Below are 24,259 nucleotides of genomic sequence, written 5' to 3' on the forward strand. Positions count from 1 at the left end.
CTATTTTCTGCAGGATGTCCCGCCACCCCATTTATTACGGCCACCAGTTCCATCAGGATGGTAAATTTTATGGTAACTTTTGTGATCATTAAAATCTGCCAACTGCAGTGAACCTGGGGAGTCACCGTGGTGCCACGTCATCCCTTTAGGTGACGAGCCTCTAAACTTACCATTTTTCATCGGTTGAACGTGCTCCACAACCCCTGGGTATTTGACTTGTAACTCTCGTTTAAAGTCAGGGTCTACTTGCAGACGCTTATATACCGACTCGTTTGCACGACTAAAGTGCTCTTTATCCGTCATTGTATACTCTGAAAAGTCCAAAGTATGTTCATGGAACACATGGTATTTCCCTAAGCCACGTTCACCCTCGCCACGGTAAAGCCCTAACGGGTCAATCCATCCATACGGGTTTGGCGCATACTGATACAAGTTCAGCCCGCCGCGCAGCCCTATCGGATCCTGCGAGGTAAAACGCCCGACCTCCGGCTCATAGTAGCGGAACAGATTATAATGCAGCCCACTTTCGTTATCCTGGTACTGGCCGGCATAACGCAGCGGCTGGTCAACGAGCGCGCCCTTGCGCCGTTCGGCGCCGGCGACCGTCTGCCCCTGCAGTTTGCCGAAGGTGTCGTAGTTGCCGGACCAGCGCAGGTTACCCTCGGCATCGGTCACCTCCAGCGGCGCGCTGTTAAGGTCGGTGTGCAGCCAGTAGATATCCGCCTGCTGGCCGTCGCCCGCCTGCTCGAGGGCCGCCAACGGCGTCCACCGGCTTGCCGGGTCATAGCTCCAGGTGCGGCGCGTGCCGTTGTCCCGCTGCTCCTGCAACAGTCGGTAGCCCTCCCACAAGAAGCGCGTGGTTTCCGGCGCTTTACCCTTGCAGGTTACCGTCTTGCGTGTGCGGCGTCCCAGTGCGTCATAGTGATACTGCGCCTCAAAATCACCCTGCGGGCCGCGGCCGTGCGCCTTTATCAGCCGGTTGTCGGCATCATAGACGTAATGCTGTTGGTAGACCCCGTTACGCCGGCTGACCAGGTTGCCCCAGCCGTCATAGCGGTAAAACATCCGCTGCCAGTATTCGAGCCGGTTATTGACCACCGGCGCCGGCGGCAGGTCGGCATCCGGGTCTCGGCTGACGCGCAGTTCCCCGGTCAGGTTATCCGCCAGGTCGTAGCGCAGCCGGTGGCCCGGCCTGCCCTGCTGCGCCTCACGGTGCTGCAGTAGGCGTCCTTCCGCGTCGTAGCCATAATGAATCTCACCGCGCAGCGCGTCACCGACACCTTCCAGTTCGCCGCGCCCGGTATAGCGGAACGTGCGCCACAGCACGCCCTCCTCCGGTTTGGTTATCTGTCCGTGGCTGAAAGCACTGCTTTGCCAACTGCGCCGCCCCAGCGCATCGTATTGGCGCTGCTGATGCAGCGCGCCCTGCGTGCGCCCGGTCTCCCGATGTAGCCGGTCGCGGCTGAATTCGCTCACCAGTTGCTGGTTAAATCTGATGGCGCTGGCGTGGCCGGAGCCGTAATGAAGCCACTGCAGCTGGTCGCCCTGCGGCAGCGTCAGCGCCTGCAGGTTGGACAAGGCATCCCACTGGTACTGCAGCTCGCCGTTGACGCCCTGCTCGCTCACTAGGTTACCGGCCTTGTCGTAGCGCAGCTGCACGCTGTCCGGCTCGATACCCAGTTCGCTGCCGGCGGCAGTCGGCGTGCGCGTCAGGCGGTTCATGCGCCCGGCCGCATCGTAATGATAATGCCACTCGGCGCTGTCGTTGGCACGCCAGACCAGCTGGCCGGCGTCGTCATAACGGAATTGATGCAGCCGCGGGGACGGCTGCGGCTCTACGTCCGGCGGCGCGACCTCCCGGTACTCGGTAAGTTGCCCGTCAAGGCCATAACGATAAAAGCGGTCGAGACGGTCGGGACGCCGCTCGCCCTTCAGCCGGCCGACGGCATCATGACTGAAGTGGTAGTCCCCACCGTTGCCGCTCTCAATGTTGGTCAACCATCCTCGGCAATTATAGTGATAACGGCGCGTACGCTGGATACGGTCGGTGACACTGACCGGCTGGCCCAGCAGGTTGTACTGCCAGCGCGTCTCGCTGCCGAGCGGGTCCTGGTGTTGGGCCAGCTGGCCCTGCGCATTCCAGGCAAACTGCTCTTCGCTGCCGTCCGGATGCAGTAGCGTCTGCAGCCGGCCGGCGGCGTCCCAGCGGTAACGGGTCAGGTGGCCTTCCGCATCGGTGCGGTGTGTCAGTTGCCCCAGCGCATCATAGGCGTAGGCGGTGACGCTGCCGGAACAGTCGGTATAGCGCGTCAGCAATCCCTGCCCATTCCAGACCAGCTTCACCTCGCCGCCCAGCGCATCGATGACGCGTTCCGGCAGGCTCTCTTCCTCGTCGGGATAGTGATAGCGGGTGACGTTGCCCAGCGCATCAATCTGCTGCGTCGGGCGCCCCTGAGTGTCCCAGTGCTGAAAGGCCTGACTGCCATCCGGATAAGTGACCGAGAACAGGCGGCCACTGTTGCGGGAATATTGGTAAGTGGTGGTGCGTCCCAGCGGGTCGGTCTCGCTCAGCAGGCGACCGTAACGGTCCCACTCGCTCTGACGCTGCGCACCGCCCGGCAGCACCACGCCGCACAGCTCGCCCCGTTCATAGATAAACGCCGATTTTCTGCTGTCAAAGTCGGTGAACTGCGCCACGTTGTCATCGTCATCCAGCTGCCACAGCGCCTGCCGGCCGTCATCGCGCACTGCCCGCCGCATGCCACCGGCAAAATCATAATAAAGCGCCAGCTGTTCGCCGGCGCTGTTGCGGTAGGCCACCACCCGCGGCAGGCCGTCAAGCTCCTGCCAGCGGTACTCGTTCAGCAGGCCGTTGTGGTCCTGATGACTGACCATCAGTCCGTCCTGCCAGCCAAAGCGCCGGGTGACTTCACCGGCGCGGTTGCTGACGGTCACCAGTTGCCCTTCCTCATCGTAGGCGTAGTGCACCAGCGGCAGTTCGCCGTCCGGGGTATGCAGCAGCACCGTGCTCAGACGGGACAGTCCGTTAGCGGTGGTCAGGTAGCGACACGCCAGCCGCTGGCCGGCGCTGTCGACCAGTTCGGTCAGTCGGCCGTGGTCGTCATGGAACAGGGAAACCGCGTTGCCGGCGAGGTCAGTCACCATCAGCAGCCGGCTCGGTTGGTCATCGGATAAGACCGGGTAGTGCCAGGCCTGTTCGCTGACGTCGAACACCTGCCAGCTGCCATCGCTGTTGTGCATCAGCCAGCACTTTTCCGCTTCGCAGTAGGTTTTATGGCCTTTGGGCACCATCGGGAAGGAAACATAGTCGCCGGACGGCGCACGCCACACCAAACCATCCTGATAGCGCTGCAGGCTGCTCTCCCAGAACAGGCTCCAGCCGCGCCCCAGAGCACTCTCCGCCGGGTTGCCGCTGCGCCAGTAGCGCTGCCACTCAACCGGCAGGCGTGACGGCAGCACAAAGTCCAGTTCGTCGTCGCCGGACAGGAACTTCTGGCCGCTGATGATATCGACCGGCCTGGCGATAATGCCGGCGGCAGCCATGGCGGTCATCAGCGTGCCGAAGCGGCAGGCAACCCGCCCCAGCTTGTTGATGCCGGGCGCCTTGCTCAGCATTCTGCCCAGCGCACCCAGCTTGCTGGCCGCGCCGCCGACACCGCCTACCAGGCCGGCAAACAACAACGTCAGGTCGGAAATCTTATACACCCAGTCCGGCACTTCCGGTTTTATCGGCAAGGTGGTGACTGTGCCGCCGCCGATGCGCACGTTGGGTGAGCCTTCCATCACCTGGGCGTCGCAGTTGGTTTTATCCCCCACGCGCGCCGCCGGCTGGCCGTTGATATACACCTTGTCCGAGCCCTGCGCCATCTGCATGCTGGGGCCATCCTGGTCGCAGGCGACCTGGCTGACGGTGGCGATGGCCGCCGGCTTGCCATTGATGCGCACGTCCGGCGAGCCGGTCAGGATTTTTCCGGCCGGCGTCAGGCTCCCTGCGCCGGCCTCCGCAATGCCATCTCGCGCCTTGGTCGCCAGCTCCCCGGTGAGATAACCCACCGCCAGACTGGCGCCCACCAGTAATACACCGACACCCACGCAGGACGCCGCCAGGCCGGCAACGAACAGCGCACCCGCCGCCACCGCGCCGGCGGCGGCAATCAGGCCACCGACAATCGTGCCGCCAATCATCCCGGCCAGCGCATGAGAATGCCCAATCGCATCGCCGACGCGTGCTGCTTCGCCCATCACACCCTCCCGTTATGCCGGCTGATAACTGTCCAGAACCTGCTGCAGCAAGGCATCATCCTGCGGCAATAATTTACGCGTATGCGCCAGCGTGAACACCAGTACGCGCCCTTCCTGCAGCGCAAACACCGCCTGGCGTTGCCAGACGCGTTTGCCATCGCGCAGATAGCTGGCGTGTACACATTCTCCCTGCAGCAGGTCTTTGCCCAGCGACGCCGGCTCACGGTTTTTCAGCATCCAGCCTTTCAGCCCCCGGGACAACTCATCGAGCTGACGCGTGATGTAGTCGGCCAGCACCTCATCAGGCTGCAGCGCATCACGGGAAATATTCAGGGAGGGGGAGAAATCATCGCCGGCTAGCAACACGTTGACAGTGCGGTCGCGGTAACCGTCCGGCAGGGAAACGCTGCCTTCAGAAAAGGCGCAGCGGGAAAAATCAGGCATCGCGCAGGGTCCTTATGCTTAATGAGGGGTTAAGCATCGCATAGGTTCAGTTAAAATGGAAAGCTCCCCTCTGTATGCCATTCACACCCTTATTACGTCTTCATTGCTCTTAAGCAATTGAATGTTTATGGTAAGTATTCCTTACCATAAACGATAAAAGAGACATGTCCCTTATGAAAAAAATATTACTCGCTATTGCGCTTACCACTGTCGCATGCACCGCGTTCGCAGGCGCTCCTGTCTTGCCAACCAGCGAAATCCAGGAAAAAGCCGGGTTTGCTCTTGGGCTAACGGCTGATCAGGTGACCATCACCAATGTCCGTCAATCTGAAACTCTCACGGTAAAATTTAACGCGGAAGCCAAAGGGCGGGTATTCCAGTGCTATTACTCCGGCACCGGCTCCACAACCAGCGATGCGCTCTGTTCACCAACGGATGGAAAGCCCATGCCTGCGAGCACAGCCTGTAATGACCTGACCCGGGCAGCCGGATTATGCCAATAAAAAAAACCGGCCCAGAGGCCGGTGAAAGTGATGAGTATTTTGGAAAACATAACAAGTTCGGAGTAAGTATAGCTTCAGCTAATTGACCTGAAAACGTTCGCACAGGTCACTCAGATGGAGCAACAGATACACCACGTCCGCAGCGTCCGGCACAGAGATATACCAGCGAGGGTGATCGTACTCCTCAGGTTGTGGCCAGGAGGTGGTACCTGTCACTGTCACCAGGACATCGACAGACTGGCCCAGTCGTCCTTCCAGATGCAGCGCCACGCTGGTCCGGCTCCCGATACGGTGCGGGTGTGCCGTCAGCACGACCCGCCCCAATAACCGCTCACGGAGCGCATCACACAGCGTCCTGAGTGCCTGCGCATCCGTCTTGCTGATTGTCGCTACCCCCTGGGGCGGCAGCGTAAACAGGCCGGCACCCTGTGACGGCACCGCCTGGGGACGGACTGCGGGTTCCGGGTATTTCAACGTCATCATGCTGCCTGGCTCCCCGCGTCCTCGTCATTGGCGACCAGGCCACGCAGACGGTCAAGTTTGCGCGCTACCTTGAATGCAGCTTCGAGCTCGGTGCAACCAAACTCCTGCATCAGCGCACGGCGCTCTGCCTTTTCTTCCTTCTCGGTCATCCCCAGCGCCAGGTAGAGGCTAGCCGGCACGGCCCGGAACAACGCTTCCATTTTTTTCGACAAAATGACGCCTTCGGTGTAACACCTGGACAGCTTGCTGGCCGACAGCAGCACTGATTCTTGCTCTGCCGTCAGCGCCTTGAAGCGGGCGATATCCTTCACCTCCTCCGGCGGCATGGTCAGACACACCCACCATTCGGCCATGTTGAGCATCTTCTCGGCAATGTCCGGGAAATCCTTCAGGTTCTGCGTGGCCAGCCACAGCCAGGCGCCGAGTTTACGCCACATCTTGACGATCTTGGTCATATACGGCGACAGCAGCGGGTTGACCGTCACAATGTGCGCTTCATCGACCACAAAGACGATATCCCGCTCCGAGTATTGGTCACGCTCGGCAATGTTGTTGATGGTGTTGGTCAGGCTCACCATCGTCAGGGCCATCTGCGCCTCATACCCCTCACGCGCCAGATGCCCCAGGTCAATCAGCGTCACATCCGCTTCTGGCCACAGCGAGCCTTCACGGTTGAACAGCTCGGCCTCAAAGGAGCCAGGCTGGGTGAACATGCCCAGCGCCTCGGCCATTTCCGCCGCTTTTGCCCGGCGCTGCGGGTTACGTTTTTCGTTACTCGTGTCATTGCCGATGTCATACAGCGCGTTCTGCAGGTCGGATGGCAACATCTGGCGCTGCTCATCATAGGCCGTCTGTGCGGCCATCAGTAGCGCCTCGCGGATCATCGCCCGATCGGCACGCTTGAGCTCGGCTTCTTCCTTCGGATCGCCGCCGGTGATCATCATGCGCGCCGAGATTTCCATTTCGCCCAGGTAATCGCGTTTATCCTCGTCCTCATCATCGGCATCGATATCGCGCAGCTCGCTCTCGTCCAGCTCCAGTGAACTGAGCTCTTCAATCAACTTGTGAGCAAACGAGAACGGCGGCAGCGACACGCCGCTGCCAGGCTTGATGCTGATTTTATTGACCGTCAGACCCTGGCTTTCAAAATAGTCCGCCTGCAGGCCAAACGAGTTGCCGGCCTCGGCAATGAACAGGCGCGGCCGGTGTACCGCCATGACCTGCGTCGTCGCCGCACAGAGCGTTGCAGACTTGCCGGCGCCGGTAGGGCCAAAAAACAACATATGGGCGTTCTGACTGCGGTCATCCTTATTTAACGGATCCACCGTCAGCAGGTCACCGCCTCGGTTAAAAAAGCTCAGACCGGGGTTGCCGGTGCCGGTTTCACGGCCGGTAACCGGCAAAAGGCCGGCAAGGTGTTGGACGAAGGTTAAGCGGGTGTACCAGTGCTTTTTGTCCGTCTCCGGGTTAAAACACATCGGCAGCGCGCGCAGGTAGGTATTGAGCGGGGCCACATCAAACTCAGGGCGCACCGGCTGCAGGCCGGCACCGAGCAGCACGTTCGTCAGTTCCACACGTTTGTGGTTAAGCGCCGTCAGGTCGCCGGCGCGCAACAAAAAGGTAATGCCGGCGCGATACAGCTTGTGCCGGTTGCCCAGGTATTCCTTTACCTGCGCCACATCCTGACGCACGCGACCGGACTCGGTATTCTCACCGACGGCATTTTTCGACAGCTTGTTAAAGTCGTTTTCCAGCGTGTCCTGCGGCTGCGCCACGATAGTCATGCAGACCATCGTCCCCTCCGGGAACATGTCCATCAGCGCATTGATTTTCTTCTCACCGCGCTTCATTTCCCCGGTAATGGTCCCGGGCTCCGGCGCGCGACGCAGCTTTTCGACAGGAATGGCGCAGTGCGCCTGGTTATCAAACCACCAGACACCGTGGTCCGGATCGGACACCGGCGGCGTAAACCACAATGTTTCGGCAAAGTCGTTTTGCACCGGCATCGTGCCTTCCGGCTTATCCCGGCGGTCGAAATAGGCTGCCTCACGGTACAGGGTATTTTTATCCACCCATTCCGGGTTCGGGTTGAAGTGACGCAGCATCCAGTCATGCACCTGCGCACCATTTTGCCGTACGCAAACCACACCGGCTCCGTTCAGCGCGCCGGTGAGCCGTTCACAGGTCTGGTTCAGCATGGCTACCGGCGGCATCGGGTCGGTATTGCCCTTACCAATCCAGCGGTACACCACCATGCGCGTGCGGCGCTGTTGGCCACGCCAGGGCTGGTCGGTGATCAGCGTATCCTTGAACAGCCCCTCCGGCCGCGCGATACCGCGCAGGTGCCGTTCGGTTTCCTGCAACCAGGACTCGGTCAATTGTGAGCCCCGGGCATGCGGCTTGATATAGCCACGCAAGCGATTCAGGTAGGCATCAACATTGTCTTCATCCTGGCAGAAAAACTGCACCACCCAGGGGTTCTGATCATGTTCATCAAACGAGTCCTGCAGCGCATCTTCCACCGTGTCACGCATCTTCTCCAGATGGTCAGTGGTGCGCCCCTCCGTGGCCACCGGGGTGACTTCATAAACCGCACCGACAGACACACCATCATCAAGCAGGATGCACTGCTCATGATCCAGAAACTCTGCCCAGGGCAAATAATCAATGATGGACGGATTGGCGTCGTAAATCTTTTTCTCGTCCTGGACCGTCATCTTGCCCGGCCGGGTCAGCGCTTCGCGGCCGGCCACCGACAGCGGCGCACCATCTTCCGTGATGGTCATCGCTTCAGTGACGGCATCTGCCGGCACCACCGCTTTTTTGCGCGTCAGGCGCTTTTTATCAAACAGGGAAAATCGCATCAGTAGGCCTCCGTCCGTTCACCTGGCATCGCGTATTGCACCTGGCTGTAAAACGGGAAAACGGTGCTGTACCCCGGTACCGGGGTGTTGCCGTCGGCCAGGTGCGGGAAGACGTACATCACCAGATCGGGATTCGGCAGTCGCGGGAACTGCTGGCCGATCTCACTCTCCTGCGTGCGGCTGTAGCTGCGATCGTCAGCAACGCTGGCCTGGCTCTCGCTTTCCGTCAGCGGGCGGCGCAGGCTGTCCCTGGCTGCCACCGCATTGCGCGCTGAACCGCCGCCGTCCTCACCCTGCCAGAGTCCCAGCATCGTGCTGTCACCGGGTGGGAGCATCTCGTCCTTTGACGTGGAGCAGCCGGACAGGGCGGCGCCAATCACCAACATGACCAGGGCTGATCGGATTGTCTTCATCATGGTTTCCTCTCTTAGTCCAGACCGCCGGCGCTGCCACCTTCGCCCGGCAGGCTGAAGTCGTCATAACGCACCTTGCGCCCTTTGGTTTCAAAGTCGATCGCCAGCTGGCGGGTGATATGCACGGCCAACTTTTGGCCTGGCGGCACATAAATCGCATCGAACATCATGCCGTAACGCTCACGCACCCAATCAGCCGTCTCTTTCATCCCGCCTGACAGCGCCTTGCCCAGCACCGCCTGGCCGGCGTTACCGGTCATTGTGGACGTGATACCGTTGACGTTATTCTGCGACGTGTACTGCCCCTGACTGATACCGTCACCGGCCGCGCTGGCGGCCGACAGGGCGGCAATGGTCGGCAGGTAGGTGGAGGCATTCGACTTGCGTTCACCGCCGATGCACGGAATGCCGCTGTCATCGGAAATCCAGCCGATGCCGGTGGTAGTGCTGACATCCTTCCCGTTGTTGCCGCTGTTGTTATTGCTGTTGGCTTTCATATTGGTGTCAGGGTGCGGCAGGGTACGCACCGTACCGTCGGCAAACACGAACGTGATGCTGTTGACCTGGCCACGCACGCACGACAGCGTCCAGTCGCCGCTGGCGGTACCTGAGACAATCGCCCCTTCCACGTCCGGCAGCTCGATGCCGTTGGCGGTCAGGTTGTCCTTGCCGATCATCAGCTTGAACGGGTACGGGTCGGTCACCGTGCCATTGATCGGCACGCGACCAAGCAACGCCGTCATGGCGCGACTGCCCACCAGGGTCGAGTTCTCGGGCAGGGTAAACACCGGTTCGGCGTTCTCCTCCGCCCCTTTTTCATTGGTGCGGCCTTTTACCTGCTGCTCATAGGCGGCTTTCTGGCGCGTGATGGCATTGTCCGACAAGAACGACGTCGGGAACTGCGGGCCCTCTTTGGCACTGTTCGGATTGCGCGGATCCACTTCTTTCTGGTCCTTCGGGCCAACCCACATCAGGCCGTCATCGCCGGCCGTGGCGCTGCCGCCGGCGGCGCCCATGCCGTCCAGTCCCAGCCCCAGCGGCATGTCACTGTCACTTTTGGCCTTGTCCTTGTTGCTGGCCAACTGGTCTGTCAGCGACTGGATACGCCCCATCAGCGTCTGTTGCTGCTCCTGCAGCTGCTGCTGACGCTGCTGGGCCTGTTTCTGGAAGCCGGCCACGGCCTCATTCACCTGGCCGGAGACGTTGCTGTTGCGTTTGCGCAGAGCCTCGTTTTCTTTCAGCACGTTATCGATGTTTTTCTGCAGCTCGGCCTGCTGCGCCCGCGTGGTACGCAGCGTGCCAACCAGGGTGCGCAACGTGTCTTCCGGAGTATCCCCTTCAACACCCAGCGCACGCAGCTCTTCCGGAGACATATTGGCCAACACGTTCTGCGCCTGCTGCGGCTTCTCTGCGGTTTTGTTGCCACTGCAGGCTTTAAGGCCGACAAGCACGGCCGCTGCCAGCATGCCGAACACGATCACTTTCGGCAGCATATTGGATTTCACATCAGCCATGGTTTGCCCCCTTCTTCGCCGCTTTCACCGCCTTGCGCATTACCGACGCCTCGGCAACAAACGCGCCATCAGGGCGACCAGCGGTCACCAGGTACAGCGTGGTGGTGTCTTCCGGTGTGCCAACCGGCCCCAGGTACCGATGCTGGAACGTCGCCGTAACAAACTGCCCCTGCAGTACCCGCGGATCGAGCGTGATTTTACGGCTCGCCGTATTTTTCACCTTTAACGCCACCACGTTGCGGCTGCCGATACCCCAGCCACCCAGCGGGGTGACCGAGACCGACTCGGACGGGTACAGCGTGGTGATGCGTTTGGGTAAGTGCGGATTAACAGGATGGATGCCGGGCACGGCTTCGACGGTACGCACCGGGCCATACAGGCTCTGCGCCGCGTAACGCGTCAGCACCACCGGCAACGGCGCGTTGTATTTCACCTTCTTGCGCTTCACCTGACTGCCGTCATCCTGACCTGGCGAGGCACTACCGCCCTCTGCGGAGGCCGACTTGTCTTGACTGTTGCTGACCGAGGAGACCTCACCGCTGTAGACGATGCGTACCGGCTCGGTTGAGCCTTTGCCAGACGCCGTGACATCGAGCAGGATGACCTCCCCGTTTTCGACGTCCTGCAGCTGCAGGCGCGTCTGCGGGAACGCGCTATCCGCTTTCAGATACACCGCACCACCGCTGCTTTGCACCCGCAGCTTGCCGTTCAGCGCCGGCGGGAAGCCAACGCGGACATTTTTATCGGCAAACAGCACGCGCTCCTTGCCGACTGCCAGCGGGATCTGCAGCGGGATACGCTCCCACTTCATCAGTTCCTCTGCCTGCGCCTCTGGTGCAGAAACCAGTGTTGACAGTGTCAACACGCTCAGAGAAAGCGCCAATACGCGAGCTTTCATCATTGGAAGACTCCTTTTTTCTCAGGCACCGGCGCTGGCGGTGCAGCAGCCAGGCGCTGCGGCATACTGTCGTAACAATCCAGCGCCAGACCAAATTCATTGCGCTCTGGATCCCCTTCCGACCGCACCACTTTCAGCGGATAACGGGTCAGGGCGCGTTTTACCGGTTCGCCGGCAAACGTCTCATCGGCCACCAGGTCGAGACGGACCACCCAGTTATCCCGGCCTTTGATGTCGACCGGATTCTGGTTGTAACGGGCGTTATAACCGTGATCCGGGATTTCAAAGACCACGCGTGTACGGCCGGCCAGCTCGCCGGACTCGCTGCGTTTTTTTGCATCCGCATTAAGGAAGCGCTGGCACGACGGCGTCAGGTAAGGAGAAAGCGCATTGATTTTGGCCGGATAATCCACCTCACCGTTTTTCGGCCAGGCATTCAGCTGCTGAAAAATATAGAAACCGAAGCTGTAGACCGTGCTGGGCGGGACTTCCCACCAGGCGCGGGTCGAACCGCTGCGCAGATCCGGCGGATTATGGATGGTCAGATTGGATGGCGCGCGCATCCAGCCAATGATGGCGACCAGGAGAAACACAACCAGCACGCCGCATGCTGCACGCAGCGTCATGATGTGCTGGTCACGGTTTTTTACCGCATGACGAAAACGGCTCATGTAGACCTCTTAACAGCTCGGCTGCGTCGCAGTGACCAGCCCTGTTGGTCGATGATGAGGGTGGGACTACTCCACCCCATACGACGTTTACGCAGCTCAAGCCGCTGCCAGATATAATTCTCAGGCTTACCGCGCTTGAGGCGCGTCAGCCGGCTGCCACCAAACCAGAGAACCGCCAGCGGGGTGAGCAGCATGCCGGTGGGGATCACCACCCAACCGGCAATAAGCAGAAACGGCAGCGACACAAGCAGACCCAGACCCACGCCAATTGCTGCACCCAGCACCATCTCCGGGGTAGTAAATCCCCGGAATACGACGGGTTCAGCATTAAGACGATCGGGCAAAAATCGGATAGTCTGCATGGCGAACGCCCCTAGAACAGGATTTCAGCAGATTTGCCGACCAGCCAAATGACGGCCACGACCAACACCACGCCAACGACGATGATGGCAGCAAATTTACCCCAGACCGCCTTCCCTTCCCGTACCTCGTGGAACGTTGAAACGGCAGCATTGGCGACCACGATAAATGCCACGGCGGCCAGCACCAGACCCACCAGGACAATCCCGTCCTGAATGTAACCTTTGATGGTATCCATCAGACCGCCACCACCACCGGACGACGGCGGCTCCACTGCAGGTAAGGCAGCCTGTGCGGGTTGATTGGCCGCAACGGCCAGAGATGTCGCCACCGCAATGCGCGTGGAGAAGTGACGGAAAAGACGAACTACAGCATTCATAATGTGTTCCTTAAATTGCAGTGTGAAAATAACAACGAGTAATGGGTTCAACGCCCTGCCAGCATCAGCTGGCGAACATCCACATAACGACGACCAGCAACAGAACGGTTTTGAGGACGAAGCGGATCAGCGCTTTGGTGGGGACTTTTTCGTTCCTCCAGCCCTCGTAAACATCAATCCAGGCCCATGCAGCCCAGACAAACAGCACCGCCAACAACCCACCGATACAGACCAGCGACATGACGTTGATTTCAACGCCGCCGCTGGCCGCATTGAAGGCCTGTTCCTGAGCGCCGGTCATGGCCATCAGGGACGCTCCCGCCGGTAATTGCCCGCGACGGAGCCGCCATCACGGGGTTGTGCACGTGACGGCTCCAGGTAACGGTCGATACCGGCATTGATGGTGTTGAGGTCAGAGGTGGCGCGGCGATAGTCGAAAAAGAAGCGACCACGCTCGACGGGGTCGGCCTGAACGGCCGCAACCCGCGCACGCTCAAGCGCCGCCTGTACCTGGATCAACATGCGCTGGGCGGACGCCAGCTCATCTTTTTCGGCGGCACAGGCAGGCAATGCGGTGAGGAATGACAGCCCCAGCAAACAGCCGGCGCCCAGTCCTCGGGTAACTACGGGGATACGCATGCAGCACTCCTTGGTGATTTAGGGTGCTGTCAGGGTGCGATAGATAAGGCGGGAGGTCAGTGGATAACTCTTTATGACTTTTTAATAATTTTTCGGGGAGTTATTGCTTAGAAGGGCAAGGTTTAATTGCCCATCACGAGTTATGCGATGGGCAAAAGAAGAGCATCAATTTACTTCGTTTAACCCTTTATCCGAGATCCAATATTCGCCTGGGTACCCAGAGATGGTGATATGCTTTCTATACCACTGAAATCCCTCTCGTGGATCTTTAATACAGACTTCAACTCCTTCCGGGACTTTAATAATAGAATGTGCCTGAACCAAACTTTTGATTACATCTTCACTACCACTCTCAACAGCACTCTGCATTTTGGAATAATCTTTTTGGTTAATGGCTGCATAAAAACCAGATTTCGTTACTGCAGCCATACCTTCTGAGCAAGCAGCGCTGACGGAAAATGAAGCGCCAATGCAAATACTCATTAGTCCAGCAGCACATATTTTTCGCAAGTTCATAAATACCTCATTCCTTTTGAAGATAAAAAACAACATTAACAATATGCTTACAGCTTGGACAGCCTCATCAGCTGAAAATTTTCAGGGAATATAACTGACGCGCCTATGCTGGTTATTACAGGGCTTGTCTGCTGACGATGGCGCACAAAAGCAAGTTTTGTACGCCATCGGCCAGCTCGAGGGTAAATCAGAGGTACTTTTTAAAGCTGGCCGTCGTTACCGTCACCGCGATACCCAACAAAATCGCTGCCGGCAACAACAGCAGGTTGGGATATACCGCCGTTGGCCAGGACAGGTACAGCATGCAGGGGATGTACACCGCCGGCGTGACCAGTCTTTTGGCGTGGTGGTAGACAAAGCTGGACTCGTAACCGGCGCCATACCGACGAATATCACGCCGCCCCAGCCCCTCGGTCAGTGCGACCAGCACCACCAGGATAAACAGCGGAATGGACAGCACAAGAATTGTCACACGCACCAGGGTAATCACCGTCACATACACCGTGGCCATCAGGTATTCCTTGAGCATACCGGCCAACCAACCACTCCAGCTGTTCAGCTCCCTGGCAATAGCATTCTGGCTATGCGTTTGCGTCTCATACGCCTGCTGTATCCAGCTCAGAAAACCGCTGTCCACAAACGCCCACTGATAGGCCACCAAAATCCAATGGGTCACCGTGACCGACGGCTCAGACAGCAGCAGGCTGCGGGTAAACTCCGAGGACAGATAGCCCAGCTCGGTATTCATCACCGCTTCACTGTGCGATGCACCCAGCTCCGGCCAGAAGAACGCCATCCCGACATATTCAATCACCAGACTCACGAACAGGGACGCGAAAAACATCCCTATCAACATCCAGGGCCAGCCCCACAGCAGGTTATAAAGCAGCCCGTGCTTACGGGGTTCAGCCGCCTGCCGTGGCTGTGTATTATCCGCCTGCGCCATTTAATCCTCCTTGAGTGACCACATCCGGCATCACGGTGCTTGCTGACCACCAGGACTCACTGGTGCGGTAGTTACGCTGCATCTCCTCGGCGATCTTCTGCAGGTTCGCCGGCATCATGGCATCATCACCATCGCTGCTCGGCAGCGGCATACGGATTTTCCACAGCTGGCCGCCTTCCAGCAGCGCGAACGCCTGTCCTTTTGGCAGGTTAATCACGTCCGCCTCTTTCAGCAGCGGGACTTTGACGGTGCCGACACGATCCTGGGTACTGGACGTGAAGTCCTGCCCCTTCTCAACGTCAGCCGTGTCAGCATGCCCGGACACCAGGGTTTTGGTATAGACATCCACTTCCGGCAGTTGTGAGGTCAGCAGCTGCGCGGTGCGGTTCTCGCGCACCCGCAACATGACGAGCGTATTGAAGTTACCCGTGACCTGAGCCGCTTTGGCGGTACTTCCGATGCGCGCCTCGATGTCGGATTCGGTTTGCGTGTAGGCCGTCACCTGCATGCCGGCACCACCACCCTTGTTGATCAGCGGAATGAACTCATCACCCATCAGCTCGTTGAACTCGTCACAGTGCAGGTTGATCGGCAGTTTGCCGTCAGCCCGGGTCGGCAACCCGCCGTGCATGCCATGCTTGTAGATATGGCCGGCAACCGAGACCAGGTCGGCAAACATGCTGTTGCCGACGGCAGAGGCAACCACACCATCTGACAACGCATCCAGACCGATATAGACAACGCCCCGCTTACGAATGACCTGCTCCCAGTCAAACACCGGCCGCGGGTCGCTCATGTCCATGTAATCTGGCGCCAGCAGCTCCGCCGTCTTGCCGGTGGTCAGTTTTTCCAGCAGCGGCAGCAAAGAGGCGACGATTTTGTCGAAATACGTACGGTCATAGCGAACCGCACTGCGCAGACCATCCAGGATAGGGTCGTACAGCTGCTTGCCGGCTTCCGAGCTCAGAGCCATTTCAACCGCGAATATTTTGACCGAGTTCGGTTGCCCCTGCATATTGCGCGGCACATCCTCTTCCGTCAGCACCGACAGGTTATTGTCGATTTGCTGCTGCAGCGCCGGCATCCGCTCTTCAATGACCTTTTTCGCATAGGTCTCATACAGTTCACTAATGTTGTTCACATAGCGGGTAATGAGGGTGTAATCAGGACGCTGTCCCAATGCCACCAGGGCGCGAGCCACGATGTTCACAAAGCGCCAGGCAAACTCACGAAACGCGGCACTGTTGCCCTCGCCGCTCAGTTGCCCGGAGATACGCCCCGCCACTTCGGAGACGCGTTCGAAGCGGCCGACGGCGTTGTATCTCGCCGAGATATCCGGCCAGCCCAGGTGGAAAATATACAGCTCATCACCACGGCCGGCGCGGTGCGCTTCGGCCCACACCCGGCGCAGCAGGTCGGCATCCCCTTTAGGGTCAAACACGATGGTGATGTCACCGCGGCGAATATCCTGGGTGATCAGCAGCTCCGCCAGACGGGTCTTGCCGACACGGGTAGTGCCCAGAACCAGTTTGTGGCCAACCCGCTCGGCCAACGCCATCGAGACATCAACCTCTTTCGGTTCAATGCCATGAATGGCCGGGTTACCGCCCACCGGCGGTAGCGGCCGCACCGGATTAAGCGGAGAGTCCTTGCGCAGCAGCTGGGACAACCAGGGCATGCTGTACTCGGTCTGCAGCTCAAGACGGCGCGCCATCTGGTATGCCCTGGAGGGCTGGACATATTTTTCCACTTCCGGCCGGCGCGTATCCATCAGACGCTGGGTATGTTTTTGCTGCCAACGGAAACCCTTGCCCAGGAACAGTCGTTGCCGGCTAACCGGGATTTCAGCGCTGGTCATGACATACCGCGGTAGCTGGCGCAGGTTACGGCGATAGCGGATCACCTGCATGCCCTGACGGGCGCGTATGGCAGACAACACCGCAAAACTGCCGGCGGTGACATAGCTCACCTCGGGCGCCAGCGCTACCGACCAGGGTGCGACAGCACAGACCACAGCGGCGGCCCCTGACACAATCGCCGTATTGAGCTCTACCGCCGGACGCAGCAAGGCCTCCATCACATGCCGGTTACTCATGCCCCCTCCTTGCCTGGAGCTAACAGGCGTTTCCACCAGGCCCCCTTCTTCGGTGTGGCACCCGCCCCCGGCTTGAGGTACCGGATTTCAAGCTGACGACGTAATTGCTCCGCTTCTGCGGCATGATGCAGGATAAATCGCTGTTCCCCCTCATTGCCCGTCGTGTCATCCAGCGTCACCGTGACCTCAGTGTACCAGGTGTCCACTTTCCAGCCGGGCGTATCATCACGGGAAACCGGCACCCGCAGTGCTAACAGCGTCAGATACACGCCCCGCGACCGCAACGCCGGCACCATCGCTGACAGGGCTTCACATGCGGTCATAAAGGTGTGGTCGACCTGATATTGGCTCAGGGAGACATTGTGTAACTGCGTCACGCCATACCCCTGCAGATGGAAATAAAAACGCGCCAGGCAACTGCGATGATTCCCATCGGCGCTAACATACCAGTCCAGGCCATCCAGGCTGACAAAGCTCATCCCCTGATGGGATTGCGTGGCTTCGGTGTAATAACCCGGGTTACTTTCAATCAGCGGGATGTTGATATCCATGCGCTTGCCCCGATGCAACAGGTCGAGCCAGCTCATCCCGGCATACTGCGGGTGGTCGGTGCCCACGATACGGAACACATTAATACTTCCCCTGTCCGTCCAGTAATGACGGGTGATAAAATCTTCGGCTTGCCGATATCCAACCTGGCTCCAGGACTCAATATGTGTATCAGCCCAGGCGGGTTTGTTGGCTGACACACACTCAATAAAAGGCTTATCGTTCATGACAATTCCCCTTCAGAAGAGCGACGACGTTCATCAGCATTGGCTTCACCGAGATAGGTCACAGCACGATATTCACCTCTTGCATTGATACTTCCGTAAACAGCATTCAGAGCCATCTGGCGACGGCGGTACAGCAAATAAAACAGTTCAACCAACATGCCAAGGACGATGAGCACACTCCCGATCCAGAGAACGACGCGCCGCTCTTGCCTGGCAACGTCAGTGAACGTCTTCGGATGAGGTTTACAGTCCCGTTCTAGTACCGGTGCCACCTCCCATACAGGATCATCCGCATGTGGACACAGACGTACCATCACCATCCCGGCAGGGGCTGCACGGTATTCCTGCGCGGTGCCCGCCATGCGTGAGGCTGCTTTTTGCGCGCCGTTATCACAGAGTGTTGCGATAAAAAAAATGAAACCAAAAATCGCCAGAACCACACCGGGCCAGACCAACAAGAGTCTGAATGCTGAGGACAGAAGGCTGGTGATCACAACAACATAATTAGAACGATTCCACATTGGAGGTACTCCGTTTGATTACCGTATTTTCCGGCAGAAAAGACAGCCACTGCGCATTGCCGGCAAGCAGCGCCAGCAGCTTCTGGCCACTGACCAGATGAACGTGTGGATGGTTCTGCAGCAAGGCACGGCTCAGCTGGCCGGTACGGCCGGTATGAATGAAAAAACCCTGACAGTGGTGATGTCGCAGCAGCGCACCAAAGCTCTTGATATGGGACGGTGTGATGGTTCGGCCGTAACGCTTGGCCTGGATAAGGTATTTTTGGTCGCCGATGATAACCTGACCGTCCAGGCCGCCGTCACCGCTGTAAGCGCTGTTGCGGATAACCGCATACCCCTGACGTTCAAACGCCAGAAGCAGCAGTTCTTCAAAAACGTAGGGATTGATTTTGCGCAGGTACATCAAGCGCTGGCCGTCGCCATCCAACTGGGGCAATCGCTGAAGAACGCGGGCAGCCGTTGCACGGTAACGCCGGTGGCGCCGTGCGGAGGCCGACTCACGGCCACGTAGGTTAAGCGTGGCCATCACCACAATAAACAGCCCGATAAGCAAGACAGCCAGCAGCGGACTCGCCATCAGTGCCGCACCGAGATGCCCCGGAGACATCATGGCGTGACCTGCTGAGACAGACCGGTGTCGGTGATGAGTACCGGGTAGTTTGACAGCTGCAGTCGGCGCGCCAGTTCACTGCCGGAAGCCGGCGCCATCGCTACACCGGGAACCAGCGCCTGCAGCGACTGCAGGGCCGGCAGATTGCTGACGTTCACAACCAGGCCTGCAGCATGGCGCGACTTGAGCCCTTCTGCATTTGCCTGCAGCCAACTGCGGCTGGCATCGTCATCGCCCACAATAAACAGGGCACCAATCCCCGGCAACTGGAGCGGTCTGTCTGCTACCTCACCGGGCGAAAGTTCCGGCGTAGACACGGGCAACATAGAGACCTGAGCGTCACCAATACCGGGTTGGCCAGAAGGTAACGCCGGCGTCTCGCTCTGGGCGTTAATGCCGTCAAAATACGGGGAAGCGTCCTCGCCGCCAACATCGGCGATCACGTTCAGATTCGCCAGCGCGGTGGAGGTCACCAGGCACAAACCGAACAGCAGAAAATTAACGTTCTTCATGATGCTCCCCTTCCCGTTCAATATTGGCCCCATTGCGGAGGTCATCAGCAAATGACAACGCTTCTTCGCTCGCAGTAGCCCAGTGCCGCTGTGCTTCGTAATCGCGATGAGTGCTGTCGCCAGACCAGGATTTAAATGCCGCCGACAACTTTTCTACACCTCTGATTTCCGCCTCCTTAATGAGCTGCGGTGCTTTTTCCAGTTCAGTGAGCAGCGTTGCGATAACCTCAGGATTCGCCACATGCAGCCAGCCCACAGTGACTCTGCTGCCCTTCGACTGTTGCCAGGTTGCCAGCGCTGCCGGCAGATGCTCTTTCAGGTCTTCCAGTTGCTTACTGGTCATCAGCTTATTGACTCCTCGGCTCAACCCACGTCAGCGCGGCGGTCTGCGTCGCTACCGGCGTCGGGTCGGGTGTATGACGGGAAACCACTGGCATCGCCTGGGTACCGCTGCCATTGAGGCGCGCCAGTTTGGTTCTCACGATGGATTTATAACGGGCAGCAGGGGCGCCGCCAGCCGGATGGTGATAACACCCCGCTGCTGTCAGCCAGCTGCCGGGGTTGCGGTTGTAGCACTCTCGCAGGATGGCCGCCGCAGCGTTCAGGTTGGTATAGGGTTCGAAGGCTTCCCAGGTCGAGGTGAAATGATGGCCGTTCCAGCCCAGGTTGACCTGGGCAATACCGACATCGATGCGCTTACGCGGGTATTTCTTCAGGAAGCCCTGCAGCGCCTCCCAGGCCTGTAGTCGGGTGGCATAACGGTAGCCTTTACCGGCGACGTTAATGGTCCACGGCCACGGACGTTCAACATCCGGCGCAGGGCCGGCACCGCGAGTCACCGAAATAATGCCTTTCGGTGACATCGAGGTCTCGGTCAAGGCTACCGAGTAGAGCGACTCCGGCGGCACACCGTGACGCATCGCCACCTCACGATAACCCTGCGGCACATCCTGCGCGGCAGCGGCATGCGCAAACAACAACGTGGCCTGCAGCAGGCCTGTGGTCAAAACGCGGCGATAGTCCATCCGTCTTTCCCCTGTTGCAGCACGACCGGCATCAGGCCGTTGCCGAATTTCATCCAGCGGCCGCCATCGTGATTGAGCGTGATCTGGCGAGCACGGACCTTGTCAGCCGGGATATGATGCGCCTTCGCCCAGCTACGCAGCACGTCGTCATCCCCTTTGCTGTCGACCAGGTAAATGTCGACCGGGCGGTTGTCAGCCAGCACCGCAGCCAGACGCGCATCGCACTGGCCGCAGTCCTTGCCTTTCACGAACAGCGCCAGACGGCCACCGCTGTCATGCGCGATACCGGCCGCATTTCCCATGTTGACCGGCAGCACACCCAGGCGCTGCCAGGCCGCATCGACTTCACGCTGAAACTTCAGCTCTTTCTCCGTGCGAACAAACTCCTGCTTCACCCACTGCTCCGCGTACTTCTTGCGTTCGGCATCGCTTTTGGCCTCGATGCCGAGCGCCGTCAGCGGGTCGAGCCCCGGGGACTGTGTCCCGCGCGGCCCTTCCATCAGTTGCTCGTAACGTTGGTACTCCTGGCCACTCAATCCCCACTGCTTACCCTGTTCGGCCATCTTGTTGGCCTGGCTTTGCTGCAGCTGACTCAGGGTTGACTGACTGTTCTCGATGGCCGTCTGCTGTGCCGCCTGTGATAACGGGCTCAGTAGCACCAGGGCGAACAGGCTGTATGTCAATTTCATCGGATACTCCTTATTGCTCGCTGACAGTCTGCAGGCGACCGTTGACACGGAATGTCGCCTGGCCGTGGCCGGCACTGACCAACGTCCAGCCCGCAACAGACTCACCCTCACCAATCAGCCGAACCTGTGAGAGGTCACTGAATCCCTGCGGCGCCACGGCCGCAAAGGCCGCTGTCCCACGCTGCTCCACCCCGGTCAGCACGAATGGCGCTTTACGCGCCACACGGCGTACCGCTTTACGCGGGGCAGATTTAATCGGCGTAGGTTTGTGCTTTGGGGTGATTTTTGCCGTGGCCGAGGGTGCAGCCGGAACGGCGACAGAAGGTTTGCCGGCAGGGGCGGTGATTTCTGCCGGCGCCGTTGCCACTGACTTTTTCAGCGCCTCAAGGCTGTCTTTGAGTGCATTGAGTTCAACCTGCTGCGCCTGCAGCTGCTGCTCAAGCTTTTCGGGCAGACTGTTAGTGGTCCGGAGTCCCGTCATCTCGTCGTTGAGTGTGTTCTGGCGTGCTGTCAGGGCTTTCAGCTGCTTGGCATGCGCCTGCACAACGTCTGCCATCGAAGTCATGTCATCCTGAGGGGCCAGCGCTTTTTGCGCCTGCTCCAAATGGGTAATACGCTGGTCAACGTGTTTGACGGCGCCGACACCCACCATGCCGATAATCAGAACAACCACCACCCCGCCCGTCACCAGCCAAAAGGCCTTGCTACGCAGCAATCCTTTTTTGGCCGGCGTCATCGGCACCATTTCTTCGTTATGCTCGGTCATTTTTTCAGCCATCCTCCGGTTGAAGACACAGGTTTAATCGCCGGCGGCGCCATCGTGCCTGCAGGTGCTGCGGCCGGCGCTGCGTGATAGACACGTGGCGTCGGCGACGGTGGCAGCTGAGAGGCCGGCAACTGGTAACCGTCCCGCAGGCTGTGGCAGACAACGCGCTGCACATCGTCAACTTCGAGCTGCCATGCTGGCCCCGCCAGGACCTGCAGCGCGGTGCGCAGACGCATCGGCCCCAGCTGGTACTGCACCGCCGGCAGTGCCTGGCGATACAACACGCCGTTGGCCGGGCCAGTCGCGCACAGGGTGTAACCGGACTGTCGCAGTGCATAACGCAGCGCATCGGCCACCGTCGGTTTGACGGAGGCAGGAATACGGATATCGATGATTTGAGAAAGCGGGTCGCGCTGGACAGCGGCCGGATCGGTGCTGACCAGCAGATAGCGGTCATAGCGCACGACTTCCGGCGCCTGGCCGTATGCATCCGGGGTAACGGGCTGGACATTGCGGGTGACGGTGACAGGCGGCGTGACCAGTGACGCATCACGCTGCTGCAGGGGTTGCTGGGTAACGCACCCGGTCAGCATCAGTGCTGCCAGGGAAGAGCCGAGAATTGTTTTTTTCATCCGGAAGGTTTCCTGTTCAGTGACAATTGACAGGTGTCACTGTGCGGTTACCGTCCGGGACGCTCAATTAACAACTCTTTATTGCTATTCAAAAAAAAACGCCGACCCGAAGGTCAGCGTTTAGTGTTAGATGAAGATGAATAACATCAGGATAATGAAGGTGTACGAGTAATGCCTTTCGCTCCCATCAACAACCCTTCCGTACTTAAGTCCTCATCCAGATCTGGCCAGTGAATACCCATTCCAGCCCCGCAAAGTTCCCAGTTTTCCCGTTGCGCCGGCGTACCAGCCGCAAGTCGGGGATACCAGGCTAACGGTGCCGAAATAGTTCGGCCATCCATCAAATCAACCGACAAACGGTCATCATCAATGCGGACATTCATTACACGCAGATCATTTTCATTGCGTAAAGTAAGCATCCCAGGCCTCCTGTAAAAGTGTCCGATGTTCTGTCACCAGACGCTGCAGTATACGCAGTTCATGTGATGCAAACCCCACACTACGCGCAATACTGACATCATGTAACCATATTTTAGCCGTTGCATTGCCCTTATCAATATGGACATGCGCCGGTTCATTAGGTTCATGACTGTAAAAGTAAAAGCGAAAACCACCTACTCGAAGAATGGTCGGCATAAATTCCCCCGACGCTCACAGAGCGTAAATGGCTGATTTTGCGATACCGTAGCCGAATCCCAGGAACGGTATGTCATCGTCAAAGTCCATCGGCGGTTCATTTCCGCCAGACTGAGCCTGTGGTTGAGGCTGTTGAGGCGGCGTGCCGCTGTGGGTTGGCTGTTGAGGCTTGCCCCAGCTGCTCTGGCTGCGTTGGCCAGAGGCATTATCCGGAGAACGGCCGCCCAGCATTTGCATCGACCCACCGACATTGACCGCCACTTCAGTGGTGTAACGGTCAACACCGTCCGAATCGGTCCACTTGCGTGTCCGCAACTGACCCTCGATATAGACCTGCGAACCTTTACGCAAGTATTCACCGGCTATTTCAGCGAGTTTCCCGAACAACACAACACGGTGCCACTCGGTCTTCTCTTTCTGTTCACCGGATTGTTTATCACGCCAGCTCTCGGAGGTCGCAAGTGACAATGAAGCCACAGCACCACCGGAAGGCATGTAACGGACTTCTGGATCCTGGCCCAGGTGACCGACAAGAATAACTTTGTTTACGCCGCGAGACGCCATAATCGAATCCTCATAAATGGGAAAGGGAAAAACGCCCCGGGAAGGGGCGTGAGAAGGCGTTATCAGAAGGAGTTTTCAGCGTAGCTTGGCTGCGCAGAACCCTGCTGAGGCGGCTGGGAGTGAGGTTTTTCAGACTGGTACACCTTTTCCTGACCGATTTTGATCCAATCGATACGAATCAGGCGCGCTTTCAGGCTGACACGCTGTTCACCGGCATGTTCGCCGCTGTTGAGCGTGAAGATGTCCGTTTTGGGATTGCTGAGCACAAAACCAATCAGAACTTTTTTGTCTTCGTCACAGGCTTTCTGGCAACGATTAATCAGGCTGCTTGCTTCTTTGCCTGCAACGGTACAATCGAAACGCGTATAGCTGGCGTTATCGGTAGGACCGGACAGTGCATTAACAACACAGCTGATAAAGGTGCCGTTAGGACCATTAACCTGGCGAACATTACTGAGATACCCCATGCCATTGATGGTCAGGTTGAAGTATTCAGTGTTTTTGGTGGCATTTTGTTGAGTTTGAGCTGGGTTAGACATG

The 24,259-nt window shown here is 58.7% G+C and carries 29 protein-coding genes; 1 reads left to right on the forward strand and 28 read right to left on the reverse strand.

Annotated elements, in window-relative coordinates; translation table 11 throughout:
* Both IM282_RS15665 and IM282_RS15670 read right to left on the reverse strand, forming a co-directional pair.
* Window positions 1-4,263 (reverse strand): RHS repeat-associated core domain-containing protein, encoded by a 4,263-nt coding sequence (locus IM282_RS15665; RefSeq protein WP_192970587.1) that lies wholly within the window; start codon window positions 4,261-4,263, stop codon window positions 1-3.
* A gap of 12 nt (window positions 4,264-4,275) precedes the next feature.
* Window positions 4,276-4,707 (reverse strand): DcrB-related protein, encoded by a 432-nt coding sequence (locus IM282_RS15670; protein ID WP_192970588.1) that lies wholly within the window; start codon window positions 4,705-4,707, stop codon window positions 4,276-4,278.
* A 173-nt stretch (window positions 4,708-4,880) separates the two neighbouring features.
* On the opposite strand from IM282_RS15670, the gene IM282_RS15675 reads away from it, so the two are divergent.
* A complete protein-coding gene (locus IM282_RS15675) occupies window positions 4,881-5,210 on the forward strand; it encodes a hypothetical protein (RefSeq protein WP_192970589.1) in 330 nt (109 codons plus the stop codon).
* Between the two features lie 78 nt (window positions 5,211-5,288).
* Here IM282_RS15675 and IM282_RS15680 read toward each other — a convergent pair whose 3' ends face one another.
* From IM282_RS15680 to IM282_RS15805, 26 genes are all read right to left on the reverse strand, one after another.
* Complete coding sequence (locus tag IM282_RS15680) at window positions 5,289-5,693, reverse strand: acetyltransferase (protein WP_192970590.1); 405 nt, start codon at window positions 5,691-5,693, stop codon at window positions 5,289-5,291.
* A complete protein-coding gene (locus tag IM282_RS15685; protein ID WP_192970591.1) occupies window positions 5,690-8,557 on the reverse strand; it encodes a conjugative transfer ATPase in 2,868 nt (955 codons plus the stop codon). The genes IM282_RS15680 and IM282_RS15685 overlap by 4 nt, the downstream gene beginning before the upstream one ends.
* Window positions 8,557-8,970, reverse strand: a complete 414-nt coding sequence (locus IM282_RS15690) for a TIGR03751 family conjugal transfer lipoprotein (RefSeq protein WP_370553803.1) — start codon at window positions 8,968-8,970, stop codon at window positions 8,557-8,559. The genes IM282_RS15685 and IM282_RS15690 overlap by 1 nt, the downstream gene beginning before the upstream one ends.
* A 14-nt stretch (window positions 8,971-8,984) precedes the next feature.
* On the reverse strand, window positions 8,985-10,484 hold the full coding sequence (locus tag IM282_RS15695) for a TIGR03752 family integrating conjugative element protein (RefSeq protein WP_192970593.1): 1,500 nt from the start codon (window positions 10,482-10,484) through the stop codon (window positions 8,985-8,987).
* The gene (locus IM282_RS15700; RefSeq protein WP_192970594.1) at window positions 10,477-11,385 is read right to left on the reverse strand and encodes a TIGR03749 family integrating conjugative element protein; all 909 of its coding nucleotides are present in this window, start codon (window positions 11,383-11,385) and stop codon (window positions 10,477-10,479) included. Before IM282_RS15700 ends, IM282_RS15695 begins: the two co-directional genes overlap by 8 nt.
* Complete coding sequence (locus IM282_RS15705; RefSeq protein WP_192970595.1) at window positions 11,382-12,053, reverse strand: PFL_4703 family integrating conjugative element protein; 672 nt, start codon at window positions 12,051-12,053, stop codon at window positions 11,382-11,384. Before IM282_RS15705 ends, IM282_RS15700 begins: the two co-directional genes overlap by 4 nt.
* Window positions 12,050-12,415 (reverse strand): TIGR03750 family conjugal transfer protein, encoded by a 366-nt coding sequence (locus tag IM282_RS15710; RefSeq protein WP_192970596.1) that lies wholly within the window; start codon window positions 12,413-12,415, stop codon window positions 12,050-12,052. Before IM282_RS15710 ends, IM282_RS15705 begins: the two co-directional genes overlap by 4 nt.
* Window positions 12,416-12,426: 11 nt before the next feature.
* A complete protein-coding gene (locus IM282_RS15715; protein WP_151428235.1) occupies window positions 12,427-12,792 on the reverse strand; it encodes a TIGR03745 family integrating conjugative element membrane protein in 366 nt (121 codons plus the stop codon).
* A gap of 64 nt (window positions 12,793-12,856) precedes the next feature.
* Entirely contained in the window at window positions 12,857-13,099 is a 243-nt protein-coding gene (locus IM282_RS15720; RefSeq protein ID WP_192970597.1) for a TIGR03758 family integrating conjugative element protein, read from the reverse strand.
* Entirely contained in the window at window positions 13,099-13,431 is a 333-nt protein-coding gene (locus tag IM282_RS15725) for an RAQPRD family integrative conjugative element protein (protein ID WP_192970598.1), read from the reverse strand. The genes IM282_RS15720 and IM282_RS15725 overlap by 1 nt, the downstream gene beginning before the upstream one ends.
* Before the next feature lie 165 nt (window positions 13,432-13,596).
* Complete coding sequence (locus IM282_RS15730; RefSeq protein WP_192970599.1) at window positions 13,597-13,947, reverse strand: hypothetical protein; 351 nt, start codon at window positions 13,945-13,947, stop codon at window positions 13,597-13,599.
* A gap of 187 nt (window positions 13,948-14,134) precedes the next feature.
* Window positions 14,135-14,893 carry a TIGR03747 family integrating conjugative element membrane protein gene (locus IM282_RS15735; RefSeq protein WP_192970600.1) on the reverse strand — a complete coding sequence of 253 codons (759 nt, stop codon included), beginning with the start codon at window positions 14,891-14,893 and terminating at the stop codon, window positions 14,135-14,137.
* Window positions 14,877-16,988 (reverse strand): type IV conjugative transfer system coupling protein TraD, encoded by a 2,112-nt coding sequence (gene traD, locus IM282_RS15740; protein WP_192970601.1) that lies wholly within the window; start codon window positions 16,986-16,988, stop codon window positions 14,877-14,879. Before traD ends, IM282_RS15735 begins: the two co-directional genes overlap by 17 nt.
* Window positions 16,985-17,764, reverse strand: a complete 780-nt coding sequence (locus IM282_RS15745; protein WP_192970602.1) for a hypothetical protein — start codon at window positions 17,762-17,764, stop codon at window positions 16,985-16,987. Before IM282_RS15745 ends, traD begins: the two co-directional genes overlap by 4 nt.
* Window positions 17,761-18,285 (reverse strand): hypothetical protein, encoded by a 525-nt coding sequence (locus tag IM282_RS15750; RefSeq protein ID WP_192970603.1) that lies wholly within the window; start codon window positions 18,283-18,285, stop codon window positions 17,761-17,763. Before IM282_RS15750 ends, IM282_RS15745 begins: the two co-directional genes overlap by 4 nt.
* Window positions 18,269-18,895: a restriction endonuclease gene (locus tag IM282_RS15755; protein ID WP_192970604.1), complete on the reverse strand. Its 627-nt coding sequence runs from the start codon at window positions 18,893-18,895 to the stop codon at window positions 18,269-18,271. The genes IM282_RS15750 and IM282_RS15755 overlap by 17 nt, the downstream gene beginning before the upstream one ends.
* Window positions 18,892-19,407: an integrating conjugative element protein gene (locus tag IM282_RS15760; RefSeq protein WP_192970605.1), complete on the reverse strand. Its 516-nt coding sequence runs from the start codon at window positions 19,405-19,407 to the stop codon at window positions 18,892-18,894. The genes IM282_RS15755 and IM282_RS15760 overlap by 4 nt, the downstream gene beginning before the upstream one ends.
* On the reverse strand, window positions 19,394-19,750 hold the full coding sequence (locus IM282_RS15765; RefSeq protein ID WP_192970606.1) for a hypothetical protein: 357 nt from the start codon (window positions 19,748-19,750) through the stop codon (window positions 19,394-19,396). Before IM282_RS15765 ends, IM282_RS15760 begins: the two co-directional genes overlap by 14 nt.
* Before the next feature lie 4 nt (window positions 19,751-19,754).
* On the reverse strand, window positions 19,755-20,432 hold the full coding sequence (locus tag IM282_RS15770) for a transglycosylase SLT domain-containing protein (RefSeq protein ID WP_192970607.1): 678 nt from the start codon (window positions 20,430-20,432) through the stop codon (window positions 19,755-19,757).
* A complete protein-coding gene (locus IM282_RS15775; protein ID WP_160029932.1) occupies window positions 20,411-21,121 on the reverse strand; it encodes a TIGR03759 family integrating conjugative element protein in 711 nt (236 codons plus the stop codon). The genes IM282_RS15770 and IM282_RS15775 overlap by 22 nt, the downstream gene beginning before the upstream one ends.
* Window positions 21,122-21,131: 10 nt before the next feature.
* Window positions 21,132-21,887: a hypothetical protein gene (locus IM282_RS15780; protein ID WP_192970608.1), complete on the reverse strand. Its 756-nt coding sequence runs from the start codon at window positions 21,885-21,887 to the stop codon at window positions 21,132-21,134.
* Window positions 21,884-22,519, reverse strand: coding sequence for a PilL N-terminal domain-containing protein (locus IM282_RS15785; RefSeq protein ID WP_192970609.1), 636 nt, complete (start codon window positions 22,517-22,519; stop codon window positions 21,884-21,886). Before IM282_RS15785 ends, IM282_RS15780 begins: the two co-directional genes overlap by 4 nt.
* A 146-nt stretch (window positions 22,520-22,665) precedes the next feature.
* Window positions 22,666-22,938: a DUF2442 domain-containing protein gene (locus IM282_RS15790; protein ID WP_072270381.1), complete on the reverse strand. Its 273-nt coding sequence runs from the start codon at window positions 22,936-22,938 to the stop codon at window positions 22,666-22,668.
* On the reverse strand, window positions 22,919-23,155 hold the full coding sequence (locus tag IM282_RS15795) for a DUF4160 domain-containing protein (RefSeq protein WP_012146806.1): 237 nt from the start codon (window positions 23,153-23,155) through the stop codon (window positions 22,919-22,921). The genes IM282_RS15790 and IM282_RS15795 overlap by 20 nt, the downstream gene beginning before the upstream one ends.
* A 15-nt stretch (window positions 23,156-23,170) precedes the next feature.
* Window positions 23,171-23,719: a single-stranded DNA-binding protein gene (locus IM282_RS15800; protein ID WP_192970610.1), complete on the reverse strand. Its 549-nt coding sequence runs from the start codon at window positions 23,717-23,719 to the stop codon at window positions 23,171-23,173.
* A gap of 62 nt (window positions 23,720-23,781) precedes the next feature.
* Window positions 23,782-24,258, reverse strand: coding sequence for an STY4534 family ICE replication protein (locus IM282_RS15805; RefSeq protein ID WP_151428224.1), 477 nt, complete (start codon window positions 24,256-24,258; stop codon window positions 23,782-23,784).
* Window position 24,259: the final 1 nt, after the last annotated feature.

Source organism: Enterobacter cloacae complex sp. P29RS (assembly GCF_014893445.1).
GTDB lineage: Bacteria > Pseudomonadota > Gammaproteobacteria > Enterobacterales > Enterobacteriaceae > Enterobacter > Enterobacter intestinihominis.

Excerpts from the sequence above, each read along its gene's own strand:
- IM282_RS15665 (WP_192970587.1), bottom strand. The coding sequence starts at position 4,263 with ATGGGCGAAGCAGCACGCGTCGGCGATGCGATTGGGCATTCTCATGCG.
- IM282_RS15670 (WP_192970588.1), bottom strand. The coding sequence starts at position 4,707 with ATGCCTGATTTTTCCCGCTGCGCCTTTTCTGAAGGCAGCGTTTCCCTG.
- IM282_RS15675 (WP_192970589.1), top strand. The coding sequence starts at position 4,881 with ATGAAAAAAATATTACTCGCTATTGCGCTTACCACTGTCGCATGCACC.
- IM282_RS15680 (WP_192970590.1), bottom strand. The coding sequence starts at position 5,693 with ATGATGACGTTGAAATACCCGGAACCCGCAGTCCGTCCCCAGGCGGTG.
- IM282_RS15685 (WP_192970591.1), bottom strand. The coding sequence starts at position 8,557 with ATGCGATTTTCCCTGTTTGATAAAAAGCGCCTGACGCGCAAAAAAGCG.
- IM282_RS15690 (WP_370553803.1), bottom strand. The coding sequence starts at position 8,970 with ATGAAGACAATCCGATCAGCCCTGGTCATGTTGGTGATTGGCGCCGCC.
- IM282_RS15695 (WP_192970593.1), bottom strand. The coding sequence starts at position 10,484 with ATGGCTGATGTGAAATCCAATATGCTGCCGAAAGTGATCGTGTTCGGC.
- IM282_RS15700 (WP_192970594.1), bottom strand. The coding sequence starts at position 11,385 with ATGATGAAAGCTCGCGTATTGGCGCTTTCTCTGAGCGTGTTGACACTG.
- IM282_RS15705 (WP_192970595.1), bottom strand. The coding sequence starts at position 12,053 with ATGAGCCGTTTTCGTCATGCGGTAAAAAACCGTGACCAGCACATCATG.
- IM282_RS15710 (WP_192970596.1), bottom strand. The coding sequence starts at position 12,415 with ATGCAGACTATCCGATTTTTGCCCGATCGTCTTAATGCTGAACCCGTC.
- IM282_RS15715 (WP_151428235.1), bottom strand. The coding sequence starts at position 12,792 with ATGAATGCTGTAGTTCGTCTTTTCCGTCACTTCTCCACGCGCATTGCG.
- IM282_RS15720 (WP_192970597.1), bottom strand. The coding sequence starts at position 13,099 with ATGGCCATGACCGGCGCTCAGGAACAGGCCTTCAATGCGGCCAGCGGC.
- IM282_RS15725 (WP_192970598.1), bottom strand. The coding sequence starts at position 13,431 with ATGCGTATCCCCGTAGTTACCCGAGGACTGGGCGCCGGCTGTTTGCTG.
- IM282_RS15730 (WP_192970599.1), bottom strand. The coding sequence starts at position 13,947 with ATGAACTTGCGAAAAATATGTGCTGCTGGACTAATGAGTATTTGCATT.
- IM282_RS15735 (WP_192970600.1), bottom strand. The coding sequence starts at position 14,893 with ATGGCGCAGGCGGATAATACACAGCCACGGCAGGCGGCTGAACCCCGT.
- traD (WP_192970601.1), bottom strand. The coding sequence starts at position 16,988 with ATGAGTAACCGGCATGTGATGGAGGCCTTGCTGCGTCCGGCGGTAGAG.
- IM282_RS15745 (WP_192970602.1), bottom strand. The coding sequence starts at position 17,764 with ATGAACGATAAGCCTTTTATTGAGTGTGTGTCAGCCAACAAACCCGCC.
- IM282_RS15750 (WP_192970603.1), bottom strand. The coding sequence starts at position 18,285 with ATGTGGAATCGTTCTAATTATGTTGTTGTGATCACCAGCCTTCTGTCC.
- IM282_RS15755 (WP_192970604.1), bottom strand. The coding sequence starts at position 18,895 with ATGATGTCTCCGGGGCATCTCGGTGCGGCACTGATGGCGAGTCCGCTG.
- IM282_RS15760 (WP_192970605.1), bottom strand. The coding sequence starts at position 19,407 with ATGAAGAACGTTAATTTTCTGCTGTTCGGTTTGTGCCTGGTGACCTCC.
- IM282_RS15765 (WP_192970606.1), bottom strand. The coding sequence starts at position 19,750 with ATGACCAGTAAGCAACTGGAAGACCTGAAAGAGCATCTGCCGGCAGCG.
- IM282_RS15770 (WP_192970607.1), bottom strand. The coding sequence starts at position 20,432 with ATGGACTATCGCCGCGTTTTGACCACAGGCCTGCTGCAGGCCACGTTG.
- IM282_RS15775 (WP_160029932.1), bottom strand. The coding sequence starts at position 21,121 with ATGAAATTGACATACAGCCTGTTCGCCCTGGTGCTACTGAGCCCGTTA.
- IM282_RS15780 (WP_192970608.1), bottom strand. The coding sequence starts at position 21,887 with ATGACCGAGCATAACGAAGAAATGGTGCCGATGACGCCGGCCAAAAAA.
- IM282_RS15785 (WP_192970609.1), bottom strand. The coding sequence starts at position 22,519 with ATGAAAAAAACAATTCTCGGCTCTTCCCTGGCAGCACTGATGCTGACC.
- IM282_RS15790 (WP_072270381.1), bottom strand. The coding sequence starts at position 22,938 with ATGCTTACTTTACGCAATGAAAATGATCTGCGTGTAATGAATGTCCGC.
- IM282_RS15795 (WP_012146806.1), bottom strand. The coding sequence starts at position 23,155 with ATGCCGACCATTCTTCGAGTAGGTGGTTTTCGCTTTTACTTTTACAGT.
- IM282_RS15800 (WP_192970610.1), bottom strand. The coding sequence starts at position 23,719 with ATGGCGTCTCGCGGCGTAAACAAAGTTATTCTTGTCGGTCACCTGGGC.
- IM282_RS15805 (WP_151428224.1), bottom strand. The coding sequence starts at position 24,258 with ATGTCTAACCCAGCTCAAACTCAACAAAATGCCACCAAAAACACTGAA.